A 15939-nucleotide genomic window follows, 5' to 3' on the forward strand; every position below is an offset into this window, starting at 1 on the left:
GGGGCTTTACAGTATAAAATTAACTGTATAAAAAAAGGGGGTACTTAATATGTCCAAATCTAAAATTATAGGACTATTGACAGCAGGGGTAATGACATTTAGTTTATCAACAACTTTAAACGCAAAAGGCTTCACTACTAACTTACTACCTGGAAATAGTCAACCTATATTCCAAACAGAAAGTAATTGTGATTTAGCTATTGCTAATGATGAAAAATTACAAGAAATGTTGAAGAAAAATGGAACGATTCCAAAGGATGCATCTGAAGATGAAGCTGATAGAATTCTTGGAGAATACTTAAATTCTAAGAAGGGTATAAATAATACAGATCCTTCTGTGATGGATACAAAATCTCTTCAAGGATTAAAAAAATACGGAAAAGAAGCTACTAAAAAAGGTTTCTTGAAAGAATCTGGCACTAAGGAAAAGAAGAAAAAAAATGATCCTCAAACTTCTTGGGATGGAAGTGTAACAAAGGATAAGGCACTGGTACTTTTAATAGAATTCCCAGACTTACCTCATAATACATTAACTGCAAGTGATACCGATATGTATTATAAAGATTACACAAAATCTCATTATAATGATATGATATTTGGAGAAAATGGCTACACTGGTCCTAATAATGAAAATCTTGTTTCTTTAAAACAATATTATGATCAAGAATCAGGAAAAAGTTATGATATTGAAGGAAATGTCTTAGGCTGGTATAAAGCTAGTAAACCCGCAGCATATTATGGTTCAAATTCTGGAAGCAATAATAATGTAAATATTCGTGATCTTGTTAAAGAAGCATTAATAAACGCTTCTAAAGAAGTAAATCTTAAAGATTATGACTTGAAAGATCCTTATGATATTGACGGAGATGGTGACCTTAATGAACCTGATGGAATTATTGATCACCTTATGCTTATACATTCAGGAATGGGTGAAGAAGCAGGCGGAGGAAGTCTAGGAACTGATGCCATATGGTCTCACAGCTCAAAGATTTTTGATGTTGTAAATGGTGCAAGTCAGCCATGGAAAATACCTGGTACAGACATGTCTGCATATCCATATACAACTATGCCTGAAGATGGAGCTGCTGGTGTGTTCTGTCATGAATTTGGTCATGATTTAGGCCTTCCTGATGAATACGACACTCAATATACTGGTAAAGGTGAACCAATAAGTTACTGGTCTATTATGTCAAGTGGAAGCTGGGCAGGGACAATACCAGGAACTGAGCCTACAGGATTTAGTCCATATGCAAAGGAATTTTTCCAAAAAAAATATGGTGGTAACTGGTCTCATGGTAATACAGTTGATTTATCTGAATTAACTACTAAAGGTAAAAAGTATACTTTAGATGCATCAAGTATAAAAGATTCAAACAATGATGTAGTTAAAGTTACACTACCAAAGAAAGCTACTACTATAACTACGCCTGTTAGTGGACAAAACTTATATTTTAGTGGTAAAGGCAATAGCTTAAATAATTCTATGACAACTACTATAGATTTAACAAATGCAACTTCTGCTAATTTTAATTTTAAAGCTTGGTATGATATAGAAAAAGATTGGGATTATGGTTCTGTTGCAGTTCAAATAGATGGTTCAAACACTTGGACAAGCATTCCTGGGAACATTACTACAACTACTAATCCAAATAACCAAAACCCTGGAAACGGTATTACGGGAAAATCCAACGGTTGGGTTGATGCAAGTTTTGATCTTAAAGATTATATAGGTAAAAAAATTAACTTAAAAATAAACTACTGGACTGACGTTGCTGCAGAAATGTCTGGTTTATATGTAGATGATATAGCACTTAACATAGATGGGAAGGCTTCTTTCCTTGATGATGCTGAAGGTACTAGTAAATTTACAATGAATGGCTTTAGCAAAAATGATGGTAAAAAGCTTACAGATCAATATTACTTACTTCAATTTAGAAACCATTCTGGTGTAGATAAGGGATTAGATCATATTAAACGTAGAGCAAGTTTTATGTCCTATAAACCTGGTTTATTAATATGGTATGCAGATGAATTATATAGTGATAACTGGACAGGAATTCACCCAGGTCACGGTTATTTAGGTATTGTAGATGGTGATCAAAAACTATTAAAATGGAGTGATGGTTCCATTGCAGAAACTAAATTCCAAATGCATGATGCCACATTTAGTACAAATAAAGATAAAGATATGTTTATAGATTATAGTACAAAAACAAAGACACTTACTTTATCTGATACTGCAAATTCTAAAAATCCAACTTTTGAAGATGATAGAACTTACATCAATAACCAAATTCCAGATGCGGGTATGTATCTACCACGCTTTGGTCTAAAGGTAAATGTAATTGATCAAACAGATGATAGTAGCCAAGGAAATATAGTTATTAAGCTTAAATAATAACTAATATGTAAAAAGTGGTTTGGATAAAATATCCAAGCCACTTTTTTATTATGATTAAGTATCTTTTATTTTTTTCTAGATATTATATAATGTTATATATATAACACTATTGGAGGTTTAATTTATTATGAATAATACTCTTACAGAGGAAAATATAAAAAAATTAAGAGAAGAATTAGAATATAGAATGACTGTCAAAAGAGCTGAAATAGCAAAAGAAAAATTAGTTGCTGCTGCACATGGTGATAGATCTGAAAATGCTGAATATAAAGAAGCTTGTGCAAACTATCGAGAAAACGATAATAGAATTCAATATTTATTAACTATGATTTCAACAGCAACTGTAATAGATGATGAAAGTATTAATAAATCTGTACTGGGAATTAACAGTAAAGCTAAAATCAAATTTGTAGAAGATGATGAAGAAGCTATTATAACATTAGTAACCACTATGGACCTAGACCCTGAAAATATGCTTATAAGTATAGAATCTGATTTAGGAAAAGCTTTATCTGGGAAAAAAGCTCATGATATAGTTGAAGTTAATGCTCCAGGAGAAAATTACACAGTAGAAATATTAGAAATATTATAAAAGTATAGAGATTACTTAGCCATTAAAATAACCCATGGAAATCTATTGTTATCTAGATTTCCATGGGTCTTATTGGTGGAAAAGGAGTGTAATTTCAAATCCACCGCAGTCAAAAAATTTAATTTATTATTTAATTTATTATTTAATTTATTATTTAATTTATTATTTAATTTATATATTTTTATTCTTATAATTCATCTGAAAATACTCTTTCAATATGCATAGCAAGATATCCGATTTCCACATCTTTAATTTCCTTATTTAATCCATTGCCTAACTTCTTACAAATTTCTTCGGCGATTTCAAAGGACTTTGGAAATCTTTCATTAATGTAATCATTCATATCAAGCTTTATAGTCTCACCTTTTAATGTTCTAGCTACCATATACTTAATATGACTCATTAATCGATTATATGATAATGATTCAATATCAATAGTTTTTCCAGTATACTCTTCAATTGAAGTAACACATGCTCTAACAAGCATTGCTGTTTCCATAGCTTGCGCTATTTTTTCATTTCCAAGACTTGAATGAATGTGAAGTGCTATATAACCTATCTCATCTTCACCTATTTCAACACCTTCTATTTCCTTTATAATATCTTTTGCTTTACTTGCTACTTCATATTCTTCTGCAAATAACGCTCTAATATCAGGTGTTAATGGATTACTAATCTGCTCATTGTTTTTTATTCTTTTTATTGCAAATGCGATATGATCTGCAAGTGGGCATAAAATGTTCTCATCAACTTTTTCAAATTTCTTTTCTGCTTCCATAATGATGCTGCTAGCAATTTCTAAAATTTCTGGTCCAACACTATTTATTATTTCTTTAGCTGAACCTCTCTCTGTTTCTTGCTGCAATAAATATATTTTAGCATTTTCAGGTGCTTCTATACGCTCATTTACTTTTTTCCCAAAGCCTATCCCCTTACCAAGCAAAATATATTCTTGCTTGGTATCCATGTCTATAGCTAGTACACCATTATGATTTAGTCCTTTTATAACTCTGAACATTTTATGCCTCCTATTAATTGTTACTCAAATATATCAATTGCAATTAAAGCTTCTCCTGCTTTTATATCTCCTGTTTTTAGTAAACGTACTTTTTGCTTGCTGCTTAAAGCTGTGCATATACATGGCGACGCAATAGATGGGGCATTAGCTTTTACGAATTCTAGATCAAAACTTAATAGTTTATCTCCTTTCTTCACCTTATCTCCATCTTTTACAAAAGTCTCAAAGCCTTTTCCATCAAGCTTTACTGTATCTATTCCTATATGAATAAGTAATTCTAATCCATCAGTTGTTGTTAATCCTACTGCATGTTTTGATGGGAATACAAAAGTTATTTCTCCGTCTGCTGGTGCAACAACATCTCCATTAACTGGAACTACTACGGCCCCATCACCCATCATCTTATTTGCAAATGCCTCATCTGGCGCTTCTGATAATTCTTTAGCAGCACCAGTTAGTGGGCTGTTTAATATTATTGTATTAACAACTTTTCCCTCAGCTTCTTCTGCTATATTTTCCGTTACTTTTTCTTCTACTACATCCATAGCAACTTCTTCATCTGGTGCTGTAGCTAAATAGTCTTCTAAATTTGACTTTATAACTGTTACTCTAGGTCCATATATAATTTGAACACCTACACCTTTATGAACTACTCCTGATGCTCCAGTTTGTTTTAGTAAATCATCATTTACTAGTTCTGATTTATGTACTGTACAACGTAATCTAGTTGCACAACAATCAACATCTGAAATATTTTTCTTACCACCAAGACCTTGACAGATCATAGCAGAAAGTTCATCTACTTCTCCCTTGCCATCAGCATTTTTCTTAGCTTCCATATCACTTCTACGATAAAGTTTAACTTCCTCGCTATCATCACGACCTGGAGTCTTTAAATCTAACTTCTTGATTAAGAATGAGAATAATAAATAGTATACTATAAAATATACGATTCCTACAACTACAACCCATACCCAACTTGTCTTAGCATTTCCTTGTAAAATACCGAATAGGAATAAATCGATAAATCCTCCAGAGAAAGTCATACCTACTCCAACATTAAACATATGCATCAACATATATGCTAGTCCAGCAAATACACAGTGAATTCCATATAATAATGGAGCTACAAATAGGAATGTAAATTCAAGTGGTTCTGTAATACCTGTAATCATTGAAGTTAATGCTGCTGATATTAATAATCCCCCTACTTGTTTTCTCTTTTCTGGCTTAGCACATCTATACATAGCAAGTGCTGCTCCAGGTAAACCAAATATCATAAGTGGGAATTTACCTGACATAAATCTTGTTGCTGAAACGCTAAAATGTTCTATTCCTGGAGTTCCAAGTTCTGCAAAGAAAATGTTTTGAGCTCCTTCGATAACATTTCCAGCTACTGTTGCTGTACCACCAACTGCTGTTTGCCAGAATGGTAAGTAGAATACATGATGAAGACCAAAAGGAATTAATAAACGTTCCATTAATCCATAAACCCATGTTCCTGCATAACCTGATTGTAAAACAATATCTCCAACCTTATATATACCTGCTTGAACGTGAGGCCAGATATAAAACATTAATATACCAACTATTAAATATACTATTGCACTTATTATTGGAATAAATCTAGTTCCACCAAAGAACGATAATACTTGTGGTAGTTCTATCTTATAGAACTTATTATGTAATGCTGCTACTCCAAGTCCTACAATGATACCTCCAAAAACACCCATTTGTAATGAAGTAATACCAAGTACTGAAGTTGATGCACCACTTAAAAGAGCATCAGTTCCACCATTAATATTTATCATTGCACCTATTGATGTATGCATTATAAGAAATGCTATTGCTGCTGATAACGCTGCAACATCCTTTTCCTTTTTAGCCATACCTATTGCAACACCCATTGCAAATATTAAAGGTAAGTTTGTAAATACTACATTTCCTGCTGCACTCATTACAGAAAGAATTGAGTAAACAAAAGTACCAGGTCCAATTAAATTAGTAAGTCCATAAGCTTCAAGCATTGTTTGATTTGTAAATGAACTACCTAATCCTAAAAATAATCCTGCTACTGGTAAAATAGCAATAGGAAGCATAAAAGATCTTCCCACACGTTGTAAAACGCCAAAAATTTTGTCTTTCATAATTTTTTCTCCTTTTTCTATGATTATTAGTGCGAATTGAGATGTTATGAATTATTTTTTGGCACAAAAAAAGCACCAACTTACATAAACATTCTCAAATATCTATGTATAGTTAATGCCTGCTTACCAGTTACATACTATATCACTGTTTCTAATAATACCAAATCTATGATAATTAGTCAATATAATTTTATTGTTTTCTATCACTTTGGTGCTTCAACTGGTCTTTCTTTAAATAAAAGCATCCAATCCCCATTTTCCTTTAATGCTTCTACACCTAATTCTTTTATTAATCCTTTTGAAAGTTCAAGGTCATTTTTTTCTAATGCTCTTTCAACAAGCTTAATAGTTCCTCTAAATAAATGTTTCATCTTACAATACCTTTTACATTGTTCCCCCAGAGCCATTCTATCACTATAGTTTCTAGTGATAGATATTATTGCACAAGACAACCCTGTCAATATTTTGACCAGTCCTAAAAATGCTTCCTTTTATTCAGAGTATACTATTGCATTAATATCAGCTGAAACCTATGACAACCTTGGCCTCTTTTCCATAAAAGAAGATAACACTCTCCAATATGTAGAGATCTACGAAAAAGTATTAAATCTACTGAAACCATTTCTAAATGAAAAAAGAATTGATTCATCATTACTTCAATGCCTAAATCATAGTATATTTTTTCTAGGAAGGTACTATTACAGCATTGGAGAATATGAAAAATCCTATAACATCTATGATTTATTTATAAGATACATTAATCTTTTTGAGTTTGGAGACCCCTTATTAGAATCATTTTGGTTGGACATTTCTAATTTATATTTTGATGCAGGTTGTTACTATTATGTAACAAACAATTATGACAAAGCTAAAAATTCATTATTAGATGCTAAAAGATATATTGATATTTATTTCACTTCATTTGATAACCTTACAATTCAATTACTAGATAATATAAATAATCTCTTAAAAAGTATATAAATAATTTGTTAGGATGTGATATATAGTGACCTTTAATTATTTTAGAGATGAATACTTATTGATAAAAAAAGATCTCATGCTTAACTTGCTTAAAATGGAAAAGAAACTAATCCTTAAATCTAAAAAGACTGTGATAATATTGTGTATAACTCAATCTGCAATGAAATAAATGAACTTATTAGAAAAATAGAAATGCATACTTCTGATATGAAAGAACTTTTATTAAAAGCTGAAACCATTCCTTATGATGAAGCTATGATTAAAATATTTAATAATGTCATGTTAGCTGAAACTGAAATTAGGCTTATTGCAAAAATATTAATCGACAATAACTTTAAAGATTTCATAAATACTAGCTATCAACTTGTTGTTGAATTTGGCAATATTGGTGAAAGACATTCTAAATTAGGTTACAGCTTTGCCTCAAGTTTGGGACTGGAAGATTCTTTTATGAATGCAATTAAGTATTAAGCAAATATGACATAAAAAAATAATATAAAAAACCGTTTATAAATTTGTTTGACAAATTGTGACTGTGAAACTTTTTCTGCAAATAACTTTCTATATAAATTTTAAGTATATTTTACCTATGGTAAATAATATTATTAATATATACTTTTGTTAAATAGGGGGTATTTCATGTCAATAAAAAAAAATAAGGCAAACATAGCTTTAATAGCTATTCTAACGGTATCAACGGTAGCAAAACCCACTTCTTTTATGGCAAATGCAGCTGAAGAAAGTATGGTTACAGTTTATCCTACAATAGAAACTACATCAGTGCATCATCCAGGAGATTATGCAGATGACACGTGTATTTGGGTTGATCCAGAAGACAAAGATCTCAGCCTTATAATTGGTGATGACAAACACGGGGGTATTTGTGTATGGAATTTAGATGGAACTGAAAGACAATATATTGATGGCAAAAGTTATATGAATAATCTTGATATTCGTTATAACTTTAAGCTAGGAAATCAAGTTACAGCATTGGTTGGCTCAATTAATGAAAGTGATCAATGTATTAGTTTTTATAAAGTAAATCCTGTTACTAGACTTCTAGAATCAGTAGGAAATATAAAATTAGATAAAGAAAAGCCTTATGGTGGATGTATGTACCATAATCCTTATACAGGAAAGTTTTATTTTTTCGCTAACTGGAAAGATGGAACAGTAGAGCAATGGGAAATAAATGGTGAAAGTGGTTCTATTGACGGCACAATGGTTCGTGAATTTAATGTTGGAAGTCAAGTTGAAGGTTGTGTTGCCGATGATGAATTGTCTACATTTTATATTGGTGAAGAAGATGTAGGTCTTTGGAAGTATTCGGCTGAACCAGATGGGGGCAATAGTCGTACAATGATTGATTCTACTGACTCATCAATAGGAGGCCATTTAACTGCAGATGTGGAAGGGGTAACCTTGTATCATGGCAAAGAGAAAGATAAAGGGTATATAATTTGTTCTAGTCAAGGAAACAGTACTTTTCAAGTATATGAAAGGAAAAATAATAAGTATAAAGGTTCATTTACTATAGGAGCAACTCTTAAAATTGATGAAGTGACTGAAACTGATGGCTGTGATGTTTCCAATGTTAATTTAGGCGGGGAATTTTCAAAAGGTGTTTTTATTGCACATGATCATAGTAATGATGGAACAGAGAATTCAAATCATAAACTAGTTCCCTGGAAATATATAGCAGACAAGTTGAATTTAGATGTATCTACAGATTATGATCCAACTGATGGGGCTAATCATAAGCCTAAAATAAAAGATGTTGATGATAAAGAAGTTAATGTAAATGAAAAACTTAAATTTCAAATATCTGCAAAAGATAAAGATAATAACACCATAGATTATTATTGTATTAACTTGCCATATGGAGCAATATTTGATATAAACACACATGAATTCACATGGAAGCCTAATGATACACAAAAAGGAACTTATTATGTGACATTCTATGTTACAGATGGATATAACATTGATAAAGAAAAGGTAAAAATAGAAGTTAAGTAATGAAAGAATAGAAAACTATAAATAGGCCATAAAATTTAAATTTCCTTTAATAAATTTTTCATTGTTCATTCCTCTATTCCTAACATGTCAATTTTACACGCTAACATAATAGTACTATACAATTAATTATTAACACTTATGTCAGAAAATTAAAATTTAAGTTTTTTATACCATAAACGATAAAAAAATATATATAATTGTACAGGGAGGGATAAGCAAAAATGAACAACATAAACACTTATAATAATATGGCTAGCTTAAATATTAAAAATAAATCAGTTACTAATGCTACGAATCTTACAACTAAAAATCAAACTAATAAGACTGATAATAAAAGCTCGAATACTTCAGATACTATTGAAATAGAACAAAAGAACAAAACTATAATTAATACTAAAAAAGCATACGATGCTCTTCAAGAAACTTGTAAGGAATTTGGCACTGTAGAATGTGGGGGAGATATTTGTGGTACTATGCAATTTTATGTAAATACAATAATGGATTTAATGAAAACAAATGGAATGTCTGTACCTGATTTTAATTTATCAGGAGAAAATATTAATAATAATGACTTTTCAGGATTTATAGATAAACTAAAAGAATTTACTAAAAAAGCTATGGAAGATAAAAATAGTATAAATATCGCTCCTGATAACTTCTTTAATTTTTGCGATGTTTGGAAAGAAAAACTTATCCAAAATGGTTGTAATTAAATAATTAAAGTCTCAATTTAGCTAAAAGTTACTTTGGCAAAATTAAAAAGCAATGATTTAAAATCATTGGTTTTACTAATTAAATTATTTATTTATTTATTTTTAAAATACATTTTCCTTATGATGATGATAGCATTAAGGAGAATAAGTGCCAAAAGCACTACAGAAATAGCAACATATCCCACCTTTAATTGGAAAGCCATTGTTTTTCCAAGTAGTATATATAAGAAACATATAAAAATAAAAACTTTAGTTCTACAAAGGGGTAAAGCCGAACTTATAAATAATAAAACCGGTAACTTGATGTGATTTTATTCCATCAATTTACTATTTCTTACAAGTACCTCGGTGTGTATCCTACAGTGACAGATTGATATAAACATACATAATCATCGTTTTCTTCTGATATCTTATATCCAGCACTTTTTAGTAATTTTATTTCTTTTTTAAAATTTTCAATTGAAGAATTTTCTCTATATATTTCGATTGTTTCCTTAATTATCACCCCAAGCCCCACCTTTATATAAAATATTGTTAATTATTTGTATTCAGTTGTTCTTTGTATACCTAAATAGCATATGTATATTAAAATCAAACTTCTCTTTTCATACTCATGTTTATATATCTATCTAAATTTCTACTGGCAATTATCACTTCTTTAGAACTCCGTCCATATATTTCAATTGATTTATGTAGATTTGCTCTAGCTTTTTCCATAGCTTGGTCAAACTTAGAAATAGCTTCATCTTTTTTCAAATTTAATTTCCTCATTTTCCCTCGTATATTATCTCCTTATTTTTCTTAAATTCTTACTACTTAATCAATTATATAGAGATATTTAATTTCTCACAAATTTAAAAAAGTTTAACCAAATCCACTTGAATTTAGTTAAACTTTTACCATATATTTCTATTAAGTTTTGCGGTGTTTTTTGTTACTTTTATTACTATTAATGTGCGTCTTGTGTATTTGTATGATATACATTATTTTGTGTCACGCTAGACACTATGCTATCTTTAGTATTCTTAGTACGTGTAGTTTTTGTTGAAGCAAACACAACATTTGTTAATAACATTGATGTTGCAAGAACTGCTAGCACAATTTTTTTCATAAACTCACCCCCTTCAATAGTTAAAGTAAGTCGACAAATCCTTTATTTAATATTGTAATATAGTAATAGAATTTGCGATAAAAAAAATTTTTTTTAAATTCCTTTAATCTGTTTTATTTTTTTTCTTGATTTCTTGCTAAAATATATGCTTTTTTCCTCATTTCGACCTCTATAATATTCTCCAATTTCTGCATAGATTAAAGAATAATCTATATTTAATTCTTTTGCTTTATCTGCTAATAGCATTAACTTCTCTTTATCTTCTTTTTTTATATAAATAAGCACCAAATCATAGAGTATTTTTTCAACTAAGCTTATATTCTCATTATCATTTTTCTCACATACTTCTAATGCCTGTAAAAGATACTTCTCAACATCTTCATTTAAATTTTGTAATACTTTTGATGCAAAATATAGAGTTTCTGAAATATCCTCATTATTAGGATTATATAGTAAAGATTCTTTAATATGCATTGCAGCGTGCTTGTAATCTTTTTTATTAAAGTATAATTCAGATAAATTTCTATAAGCTTGAGCTATGAAGTCTTTATAATCATATTTCATAGCAATACTTAAAATTTCCTTATATTCTTTTTCTGCTTCGTCAAACTTATGATAATCATTCAAACAATTGGAATGATTCATTTTTGCCCTTAATAACATCTTATAATCATTAATTTCAAATTGCTTTAGTATTTTAAAACATTCTAAAGCCGTATCATACTCACATAGCTTTTTATATGTTAGCGCCTTATAATACAATATCATTATAGAAAGCTCATCATTCACTATACTATCATTTAATTTTTCAGCGTATCTTAATTGTTGTAATGCTTTAACATAATTCTCGGTAAATATATTATTTCTGGATTTATATATAAAAAAAGTCACTTCCTCCAAACTATTTTGAGAATTAATACTTATCTTTAATCCAATATCACACATAAAATCACTTTTAGCATACCTATGTTTATAGTAATAAAAATCAGCAGTTAATTTATACATCTCTATTTTATTATTATCTGTAATGTTATACTTTTCAATTAGTTCTTCAGCCTTCAATAATTTTCTATCAAATAAATTTATTTCTTTAATTTCTTTTAATTCATTCATAATGCTATTTGTGAAAATATAATTTGCTTGCTCATCTTCATCTTGCATAAGTTCCTCTGGCGTAATTAATTCAATCTTTATTCCTTTCTTTTTTGCAATTTTATTAAAATTTTTAGCAATTCCAGTAGCTAAATTTATCGTTAGATTCCGTTTATTATTTTCAATATTACTCAGCCAAATTGTTGTACAGATTCCGTCAGCGATTTCCTCTTGAGTTACTCCAAGTATATTTATTCTGTATTTCTTTATTCTTTCATATGGTGGCATAATCTCATTATTAAACATTTATGTTTTCCTCTCTCTCTTTACAGAGATGCTAAAAACTAAATGAAAAATTTTTACATTACGTAATTATATTCCATATCGTGGACAAACTCGCATAAATATACTATAATTACATTGCTTGCATTCAATTGTTAGCATTGCAGGGTATTTTATTCATTAATAAAATACAATTCAATTTTTAACATATATTTCTATATTCAATATATTACATTAATTTGGATTAATATTCAATAAGTCTCAAGTTATTCTTCGTATTAATAGAATTTGATTCTAATGTCAATATGTTTTTCCTTTTAAAATGAGTGCGATTTATTTACTTAATGGATAAATTGTATTTTTACCTTAATTTCGCTAAATCACATTTTAATGAAATAAAAGCCAATGACTTTAGATCATTGGCTTTTGATTTTTATATCCTATTTAATATAATTTTAAATTTTTACTACATTCTTCACAAACATGTATTCCTTTAAACTTTGGGATATTATCCATATCACCACAAAAAGTACAACCGGGAGAATATTTTTTAAGAATAAAGTATCATTTTCTATGAAAATTTCTAAAGAATCCCCCTTATTAATAAAAAGCGATTTCCTTGTTTCTTTACGAATTACTATTCTACCAAGTTCGTCAGCTTTTCTTACAATTCCTGTTGCTCTCATATTGTCATTCCTTTCCAATTCATATCTTGTAATATTACTATATAAGTTCCAAAAGTGAGTTGTAAGGCTGATATCTTTAAGTTATGGTAAATCAAAACCTATTCTGCTAAAACTTTAATGAATATAAAAAATATGATTTTCTTATATATCTAAATATATTATTAAAGCCTTCAAAATTAGTACTCCCAATGCTTTAGAATATTAAAAAGACTACTTAATTTTCACAGACAACAGTTGATATATTAAATGTATCTTTTTCACTTTTTATTGTCCTTTTAGAATGAATCGTTGCTGTTCTCTGAAATGGGCTGTCCATCCTTACAAAAAATACATTTTATTCAACAAATCTATTCGATATAATAAATAGGATTTATAATAGTTTTATGATCACTTACTGAATCTTTTGAAACAATAATATTGCTATTAGGTCCAATGAAATATGTTTTTTCTTGGTCGTTTATTTTTACTACCATTAAAAATCCTCTTGAATCAGTACGATCCCAAGTGTCAGTATGATTATTTTCCATTTTCCAAAAATCAGTTGATCCACTTTTGCCCCATTTATTAATTGCAACTTCAATTGGAACACCTGCATTATTGCTAACCTTAATTGCTGCAAAAGCTTTTGTACCAATTCCACAAAACATAAAACCTAATAAAAGAGAACAACTTACTATTAATCTTTTTATTTTCATTAAAACTCCTCCTTTTAGTTATAAAGTTATTCTATAATTTTACCATATTACCAAATTTATGAAAATAGTATAAATATCCAATAATTACTGGAGTATAAACCAAAATTTAGGTCCTACTAAATCACACTTTAGTAAATAAAAAAGCCATTACTTAATATCAATGCCTTGATTTATTAATAAAAATTTTTTATATAAACTTATTGATTTTTATGTGATATAAATATTTTTTCTAAATTTTATAGACTTATTAAATAAAAAAGATGTTATTACCACCGGAATGGAAACAAAAAAATAATCCTTGTACCATTTGGCGCTAACCCAATAATATAATAAATTATATTTGATTCTGAAAAATACATAAAAACAACATTAAATATTATAAAAACTAGAGGTAACAATATCATATAAAGACTATTTTCAATAAAATTTTAATTAAATAGATTATATTCTAAATTTATAAAAAAGAAAAATTATAGTTTATTAGTACTCTTTTAACTTCCCTAAATGGTATTTTTGCAAAATTAAGAAAAGCACATGAATATATATCTGAATACAATCCACATCTATAATCTTTCAATTTAAAAGCTTCTGCTAGTTTCAAGGAATTCTGGATCCCTATTTCACTTTCTCCCACAATTAGTATAACTGGTATATCTATATTAGTATCCTCTTTTACCTTACTATTAAAACATTTATATAGACTACCCCTTTCCCATAATTAAATAAATTCTCAGCGAAAAAATTCAAATTAAATTTATCATTATAATCCTTTATTACTACGGTATCATAATCTTTTAAATTCTTTTTATTTAACATTTTCTGTCAATATATATTGATAATATTGTAAAATTAACAACTTTATTGCTACTTCTTCTTTCTTTTAAATAGTAATAAGTTGAAAAATATTTTTTTTATAACTAATATAGGGGTTGTCCTAAAATACTTATCTATGTATTTTAGGACAACCCCTTCTATAATAATCTTCTCTATTCACCATATTTTTTAATATATTTTATCTGCACATCTATATTGGGATGTTTTTTACAAAACTGACTAATTACAAAGCAGCAGCTTGGACACGGCTCCCATTTACTATATAATATAAGATTTCCTTCATTATTTAATTCTTTAGCTTCTATTTGCTTATGTATTTCTTCAAATATCTTTTTTTCACTATCATTAACTCTATTATACCCTATCCCTAATTTACCTAATTTATTAACTTTGCTACTTTTAAAAAACGCATCATCTTCTGATGGTGCAATGCAATAATCACTTATATCATTACTTCCACTTATAGCTTTAAACTCCTTATTATCATATACTGCCACTGCAATATTAATAGAATCTTGTAGTGTTTCACTCTGATCTATATTAAATGTTGTTTTTTCATTCTTATGTACTGTCATATATTTGTTTATGTTTCTTCTCAAACGGCGTATTCTAGGTATGTTAGTAGTTAGATGATCATGATACTCAACAGTTCCTTTCTTAGCTTTTATATAAGAACAATTTATATCTCCAATTATTTCAATAGATATTGTTTTAGTTCTAGTCATAGAATTATATTTTTCTTGTGTAACTTCTTTTTTAATAAGGAGCATTTTCTTTAGCAGTTCAATATCTTTGGCATAAAGATATTCCTTATCTAGTTCATTTTCTATTCTTACTAACTTCTCTTTCTCTCTTTCATCTATCATTCTAGATACATTCCCTTTTATTTTTTCGATATCTTTTATAATATCTTCAACATTATCCTGAATTGTAGGTTCTCTTTCATATTCAATTCTATCTATATTTAGTCTTTTTACTCCACTTATCTTCTTACACAATTTATTATGTTCATCTTCAAATAACATTATCTTTTCTATATAATCTATAAAGTCTCTGACATCATCTGCTTTATAAGTAATTTCTGTATTACTAATACATCTATAAAGCCTATCTGTTACACTGTTATCTACTTCAAAAATTTTTGCAACTTTTTCTTTGAATTCTTCTTCATTAGATTCATCTATTTTATATCCTTCTCTTTCTAAGGCACACTTAAATGAATTTATATCATTAATTCTTATTCGTTCCTTCTTTTTCTTCCTCAACAGAGTATCTTTTTCTATCATTTTTACCTCTCATATTTATAGTTCACATCTTTCTACCATTAACTAATTTAACATATAGTTTAATTATGTACAAATCGAACAC

Annotated in this window: 15 protein-coding genes and 1 pseudogene; 6 read left to right on the forward strand and 10 right to left on the reverse strand. The window is 28.6% G+C overall.

Annotated features, from left to right (window positions below; genetic code table 11):
- Positions 1-49: 49 nt before the first annotated feature.
- Together H9661_RS07240 and H9661_RS07245 are read left to right on the forward strand one after the other, a co-directional pair.
- Positions 50-2398, forward strand: coding sequence for an immune inhibitor A domain-containing protein (locus tag H9661_RS07240; protein ID WP_143318254.1), 2349 nt, complete (start codon positions 50-52; stop codon positions 2396-2398).
- A 130-nt stretch (positions 2399-2528) separates the two neighbouring features.
- Positions 2529-2993 (forward strand): GreA/GreB family elongation factor, encoded by a 465-nt coding sequence (locus tag H9661_RS07245; RefSeq protein ID WP_143318253.1) that lies wholly within the window; start codon positions 2529-2531, stop codon positions 2991-2993.
- Positions 2994-3180: 187 nt separating this feature from the next.
- Here H9661_RS07245 and H9661_RS07250 read toward each other — a convergent pair whose 3' ends face one another.
- From H9661_RS07250 to H9661_RS07260, 3 genes are all read right to left on the reverse strand, one after another.
- Positions 3181-4011: a PRD domain-containing protein gene (locus tag H9661_RS07250; RefSeq protein ID WP_143318252.1), complete on the reverse strand. Its 831-nt coding sequence runs from the start codon at positions 4009-4011 to the stop codon at positions 3181-3183.
- Positions 4012-4031: 20 nt separating this feature from the next.
- On the reverse strand, positions 4032-6158 hold the full coding sequence (locus H9661_RS07255) for a PTS sugar transporter subunit IIABC (protein WP_143318251.1): 2127 nt from the start codon (positions 6156-6158) through the stop codon (positions 4032-4034).
- Between the two features lie 203 nt (positions 6159-6361).
- Entirely contained in the window at positions 6362-6529 is a 168-nt protein-coding gene (locus H9661_RS07260) for a hypothetical protein (protein WP_185966887.1), read from the reverse strand.
- A 55-nt stretch (positions 6530-6584) separates the two neighbouring features.
- On the opposite strand from H9661_RS07260, the gene H9661_RS07265 reads away from it, so the two are divergent.
- The 4 genes from H9661_RS07265 to H9661_RS07280 all read left to right on the forward strand — a co-directional run bounded on the left by H9661_RS07265 (position 6585) and on the right by H9661_RS07280 (position 9871).
- Entirely contained in the window at positions 6585-7139 is a 555-nt protein-coding gene (locus tag H9661_RS07265) for a hypothetical protein (RefSeq protein ID WP_191768018.1), read from the forward strand.
- 141 nt (positions 7140-7280) lie between these two features.
- Positions 7281-7610, forward strand: a complete 330-nt coding sequence (locus tag H9661_RS07270) for a hypothetical protein (protein WP_191768020.1) — start codon at positions 7281-7283, stop codon at positions 7608-7610.
- Positions 7611-7778: 168 nt separating this feature from the next.
- Entirely contained in the window at positions 7779-9158 is a 1380-nt protein-coding gene (locus H9661_RS07275; protein ID WP_191768022.1) for a phytase, read from the forward strand.
- 221 nt (positions 9159-9379) lie between these two features.
- The gene (locus H9661_RS07280; RefSeq protein WP_143318247.1) at positions 9380-9871 is read left to right on the forward strand and encodes a hypothetical protein; all 492 of its coding nucleotides are present in this window, start codon (positions 9380-9382) and stop codon (positions 9869-9871) included.
- Between the two features lie 334 nt (positions 9872-10205).
- On the opposite strand, the gene H9661_RS07285 is transcribed toward H9661_RS07280, so the two are convergent.
- The 7 genes and pseudogenes from H9661_RS07285 to H9661_RS07315 form a co-directional block, all read right to left on the reverse strand.
- The gene (locus tag H9661_RS07285) at positions 10206-10376 is read right to left on the reverse strand and encodes a hypothetical protein (RefSeq protein ID WP_191768024.1); all 171 of its coding nucleotides are present in this window, start codon (positions 10374-10376) and stop codon (positions 10206-10208) included.
- A gap of 86 nt (positions 10377-10462) precedes the next feature.
- A complete protein-coding gene (locus H9661_RS07290) occupies positions 10463-10642 on the reverse strand; it encodes an aspartyl-phosphate phosphatase Spo0E family protein (RefSeq protein WP_143318246.1) in 180 nt (59 codons plus the stop codon).
- A 178-nt stretch (positions 10643-10820) separates the two neighbouring features.
- A complete protein-coding gene (locus H9661_RS07295; RefSeq protein ID WP_185966886.1) occupies positions 10821-10982 on the reverse strand; it encodes a hypothetical protein in 162 nt (53 codons plus the stop codon).
- Positions 10983-11075: 93 nt separating this feature from the next.
- Entirely contained in the window at positions 11076-12380 is a 1305-nt protein-coding gene (locus H9661_RS07300; RefSeq protein ID WP_191768026.1) for a helix-turn-helix domain-containing protein, read from the reverse strand.
- Positions 12381-12800: 420 nt separating this feature from the next.
- A pseudogene (locus H9661_RS07305) lies at positions 12801-13042 on the reverse strand (AbrB/MazE/SpoVT family DNA-binding domain-containing protein).
- Between the two features lie 347 nt (positions 13043-13389).
- On the reverse strand, positions 13390-13737 hold the full coding sequence (locus H9661_RS07310) for a hypothetical protein (RefSeq protein ID WP_143318244.1): 348 nt from the start codon (positions 13735-13737) through the stop codon (positions 13390-13392).
- Positions 13738-14723: 986 nt separating this feature from the next.
- Complete coding sequence (locus H9661_RS07315; protein WP_143318243.1) at positions 14724-15857, reverse strand: deaminase domain-containing protein; 1134 nt, start codon at positions 15855-15857, stop codon at positions 14724-14726.
- Positions 15858-15939: the final 82 nt, after the last annotated feature.

The sequence above is a fragment of the Clostridium cibarium genome (genome assembly GCF_014836335.1).
Taxonomy (GTDB): domain Bacteria; phylum Bacillota; class Clostridia; order Clostridiales; family Clostridiaceae; genus Clostridium; species Clostridium cibarium.

Coding starts and splice junctions, on each gene's coding strand:
- H9661_RS07240 (WP_143318254.1), top strand. CDS start 50: ATGTCCAAATCTAAAATTATAGGACTATTGACAGCAGGGGTAATGACA.
- H9661_RS07245 (WP_143318253.1), top strand. CDS start 2,529: ATGAATAATACTCTTACAGAGGAAAATATAAAAAAATTAAGAGAAGAA.
- H9661_RS07250 (WP_143318252.1), bottom strand. CDS start 4,011: ATGTTCAGAGTTATAAAAGGACTAAATCATAATGGTGTACTAGCTATA.
- H9661_RS07255 (WP_143318251.1), bottom strand. CDS start 6,158: ATGAAAGACAAAATTTTTGGCGTTTTACAACGTGTGGGAAGATCTTTT.
- H9661_RS07260 (WP_185966887.1), bottom strand. CDS start 6,529: ATGAAACATTTATTTAGAGGAACTATTAAGCTTGTTGAAAGAGCATTA.
- H9661_RS07275 (WP_191768022.1), top strand. CDS start 7,779: ATGTCAATAAAAAAAAATAAGGCAAACATAGCTTTAATAGCTATTCTA.
- H9661_RS07280 (WP_143318247.1), top strand. CDS start 9,380: ATGAACAACATAAACACTTATAATAATATGGCTAGCTTAAATATTAAA.
- H9661_RS07290 (WP_143318246.1), bottom strand. CDS start 10,642: ATGAGGAAATTAAATTTGAAAAAAGATGAAGCTATTTCTAAGTTTGAC.
- H9661_RS07295 (WP_185966886.1), bottom strand. CDS start 10,982: ATGAAAAAAATTGTGCTAGCAGTTCTTGCAACATCAATGTTATTAACA.
- H9661_RS07300 (WP_191768026.1), bottom strand. CDS start 12,380: ATGTTTAATAATGAGATTATGCCACCATATGAAAGAATAAAGAAATAC.
- H9661_RS07310 (WP_143318244.1), bottom strand. CDS start 13,737: ATGAAAATAAAAAGATTAATAGTAAGTTGTTCTCTTTTATTAGGTTTT.
- H9661_RS07315 (WP_143318243.1), bottom strand. CDS start 15,857: ATGATAGAAAAAGATACTCTGTTGAGGAAGAAAAAGAAGGAACGAATA.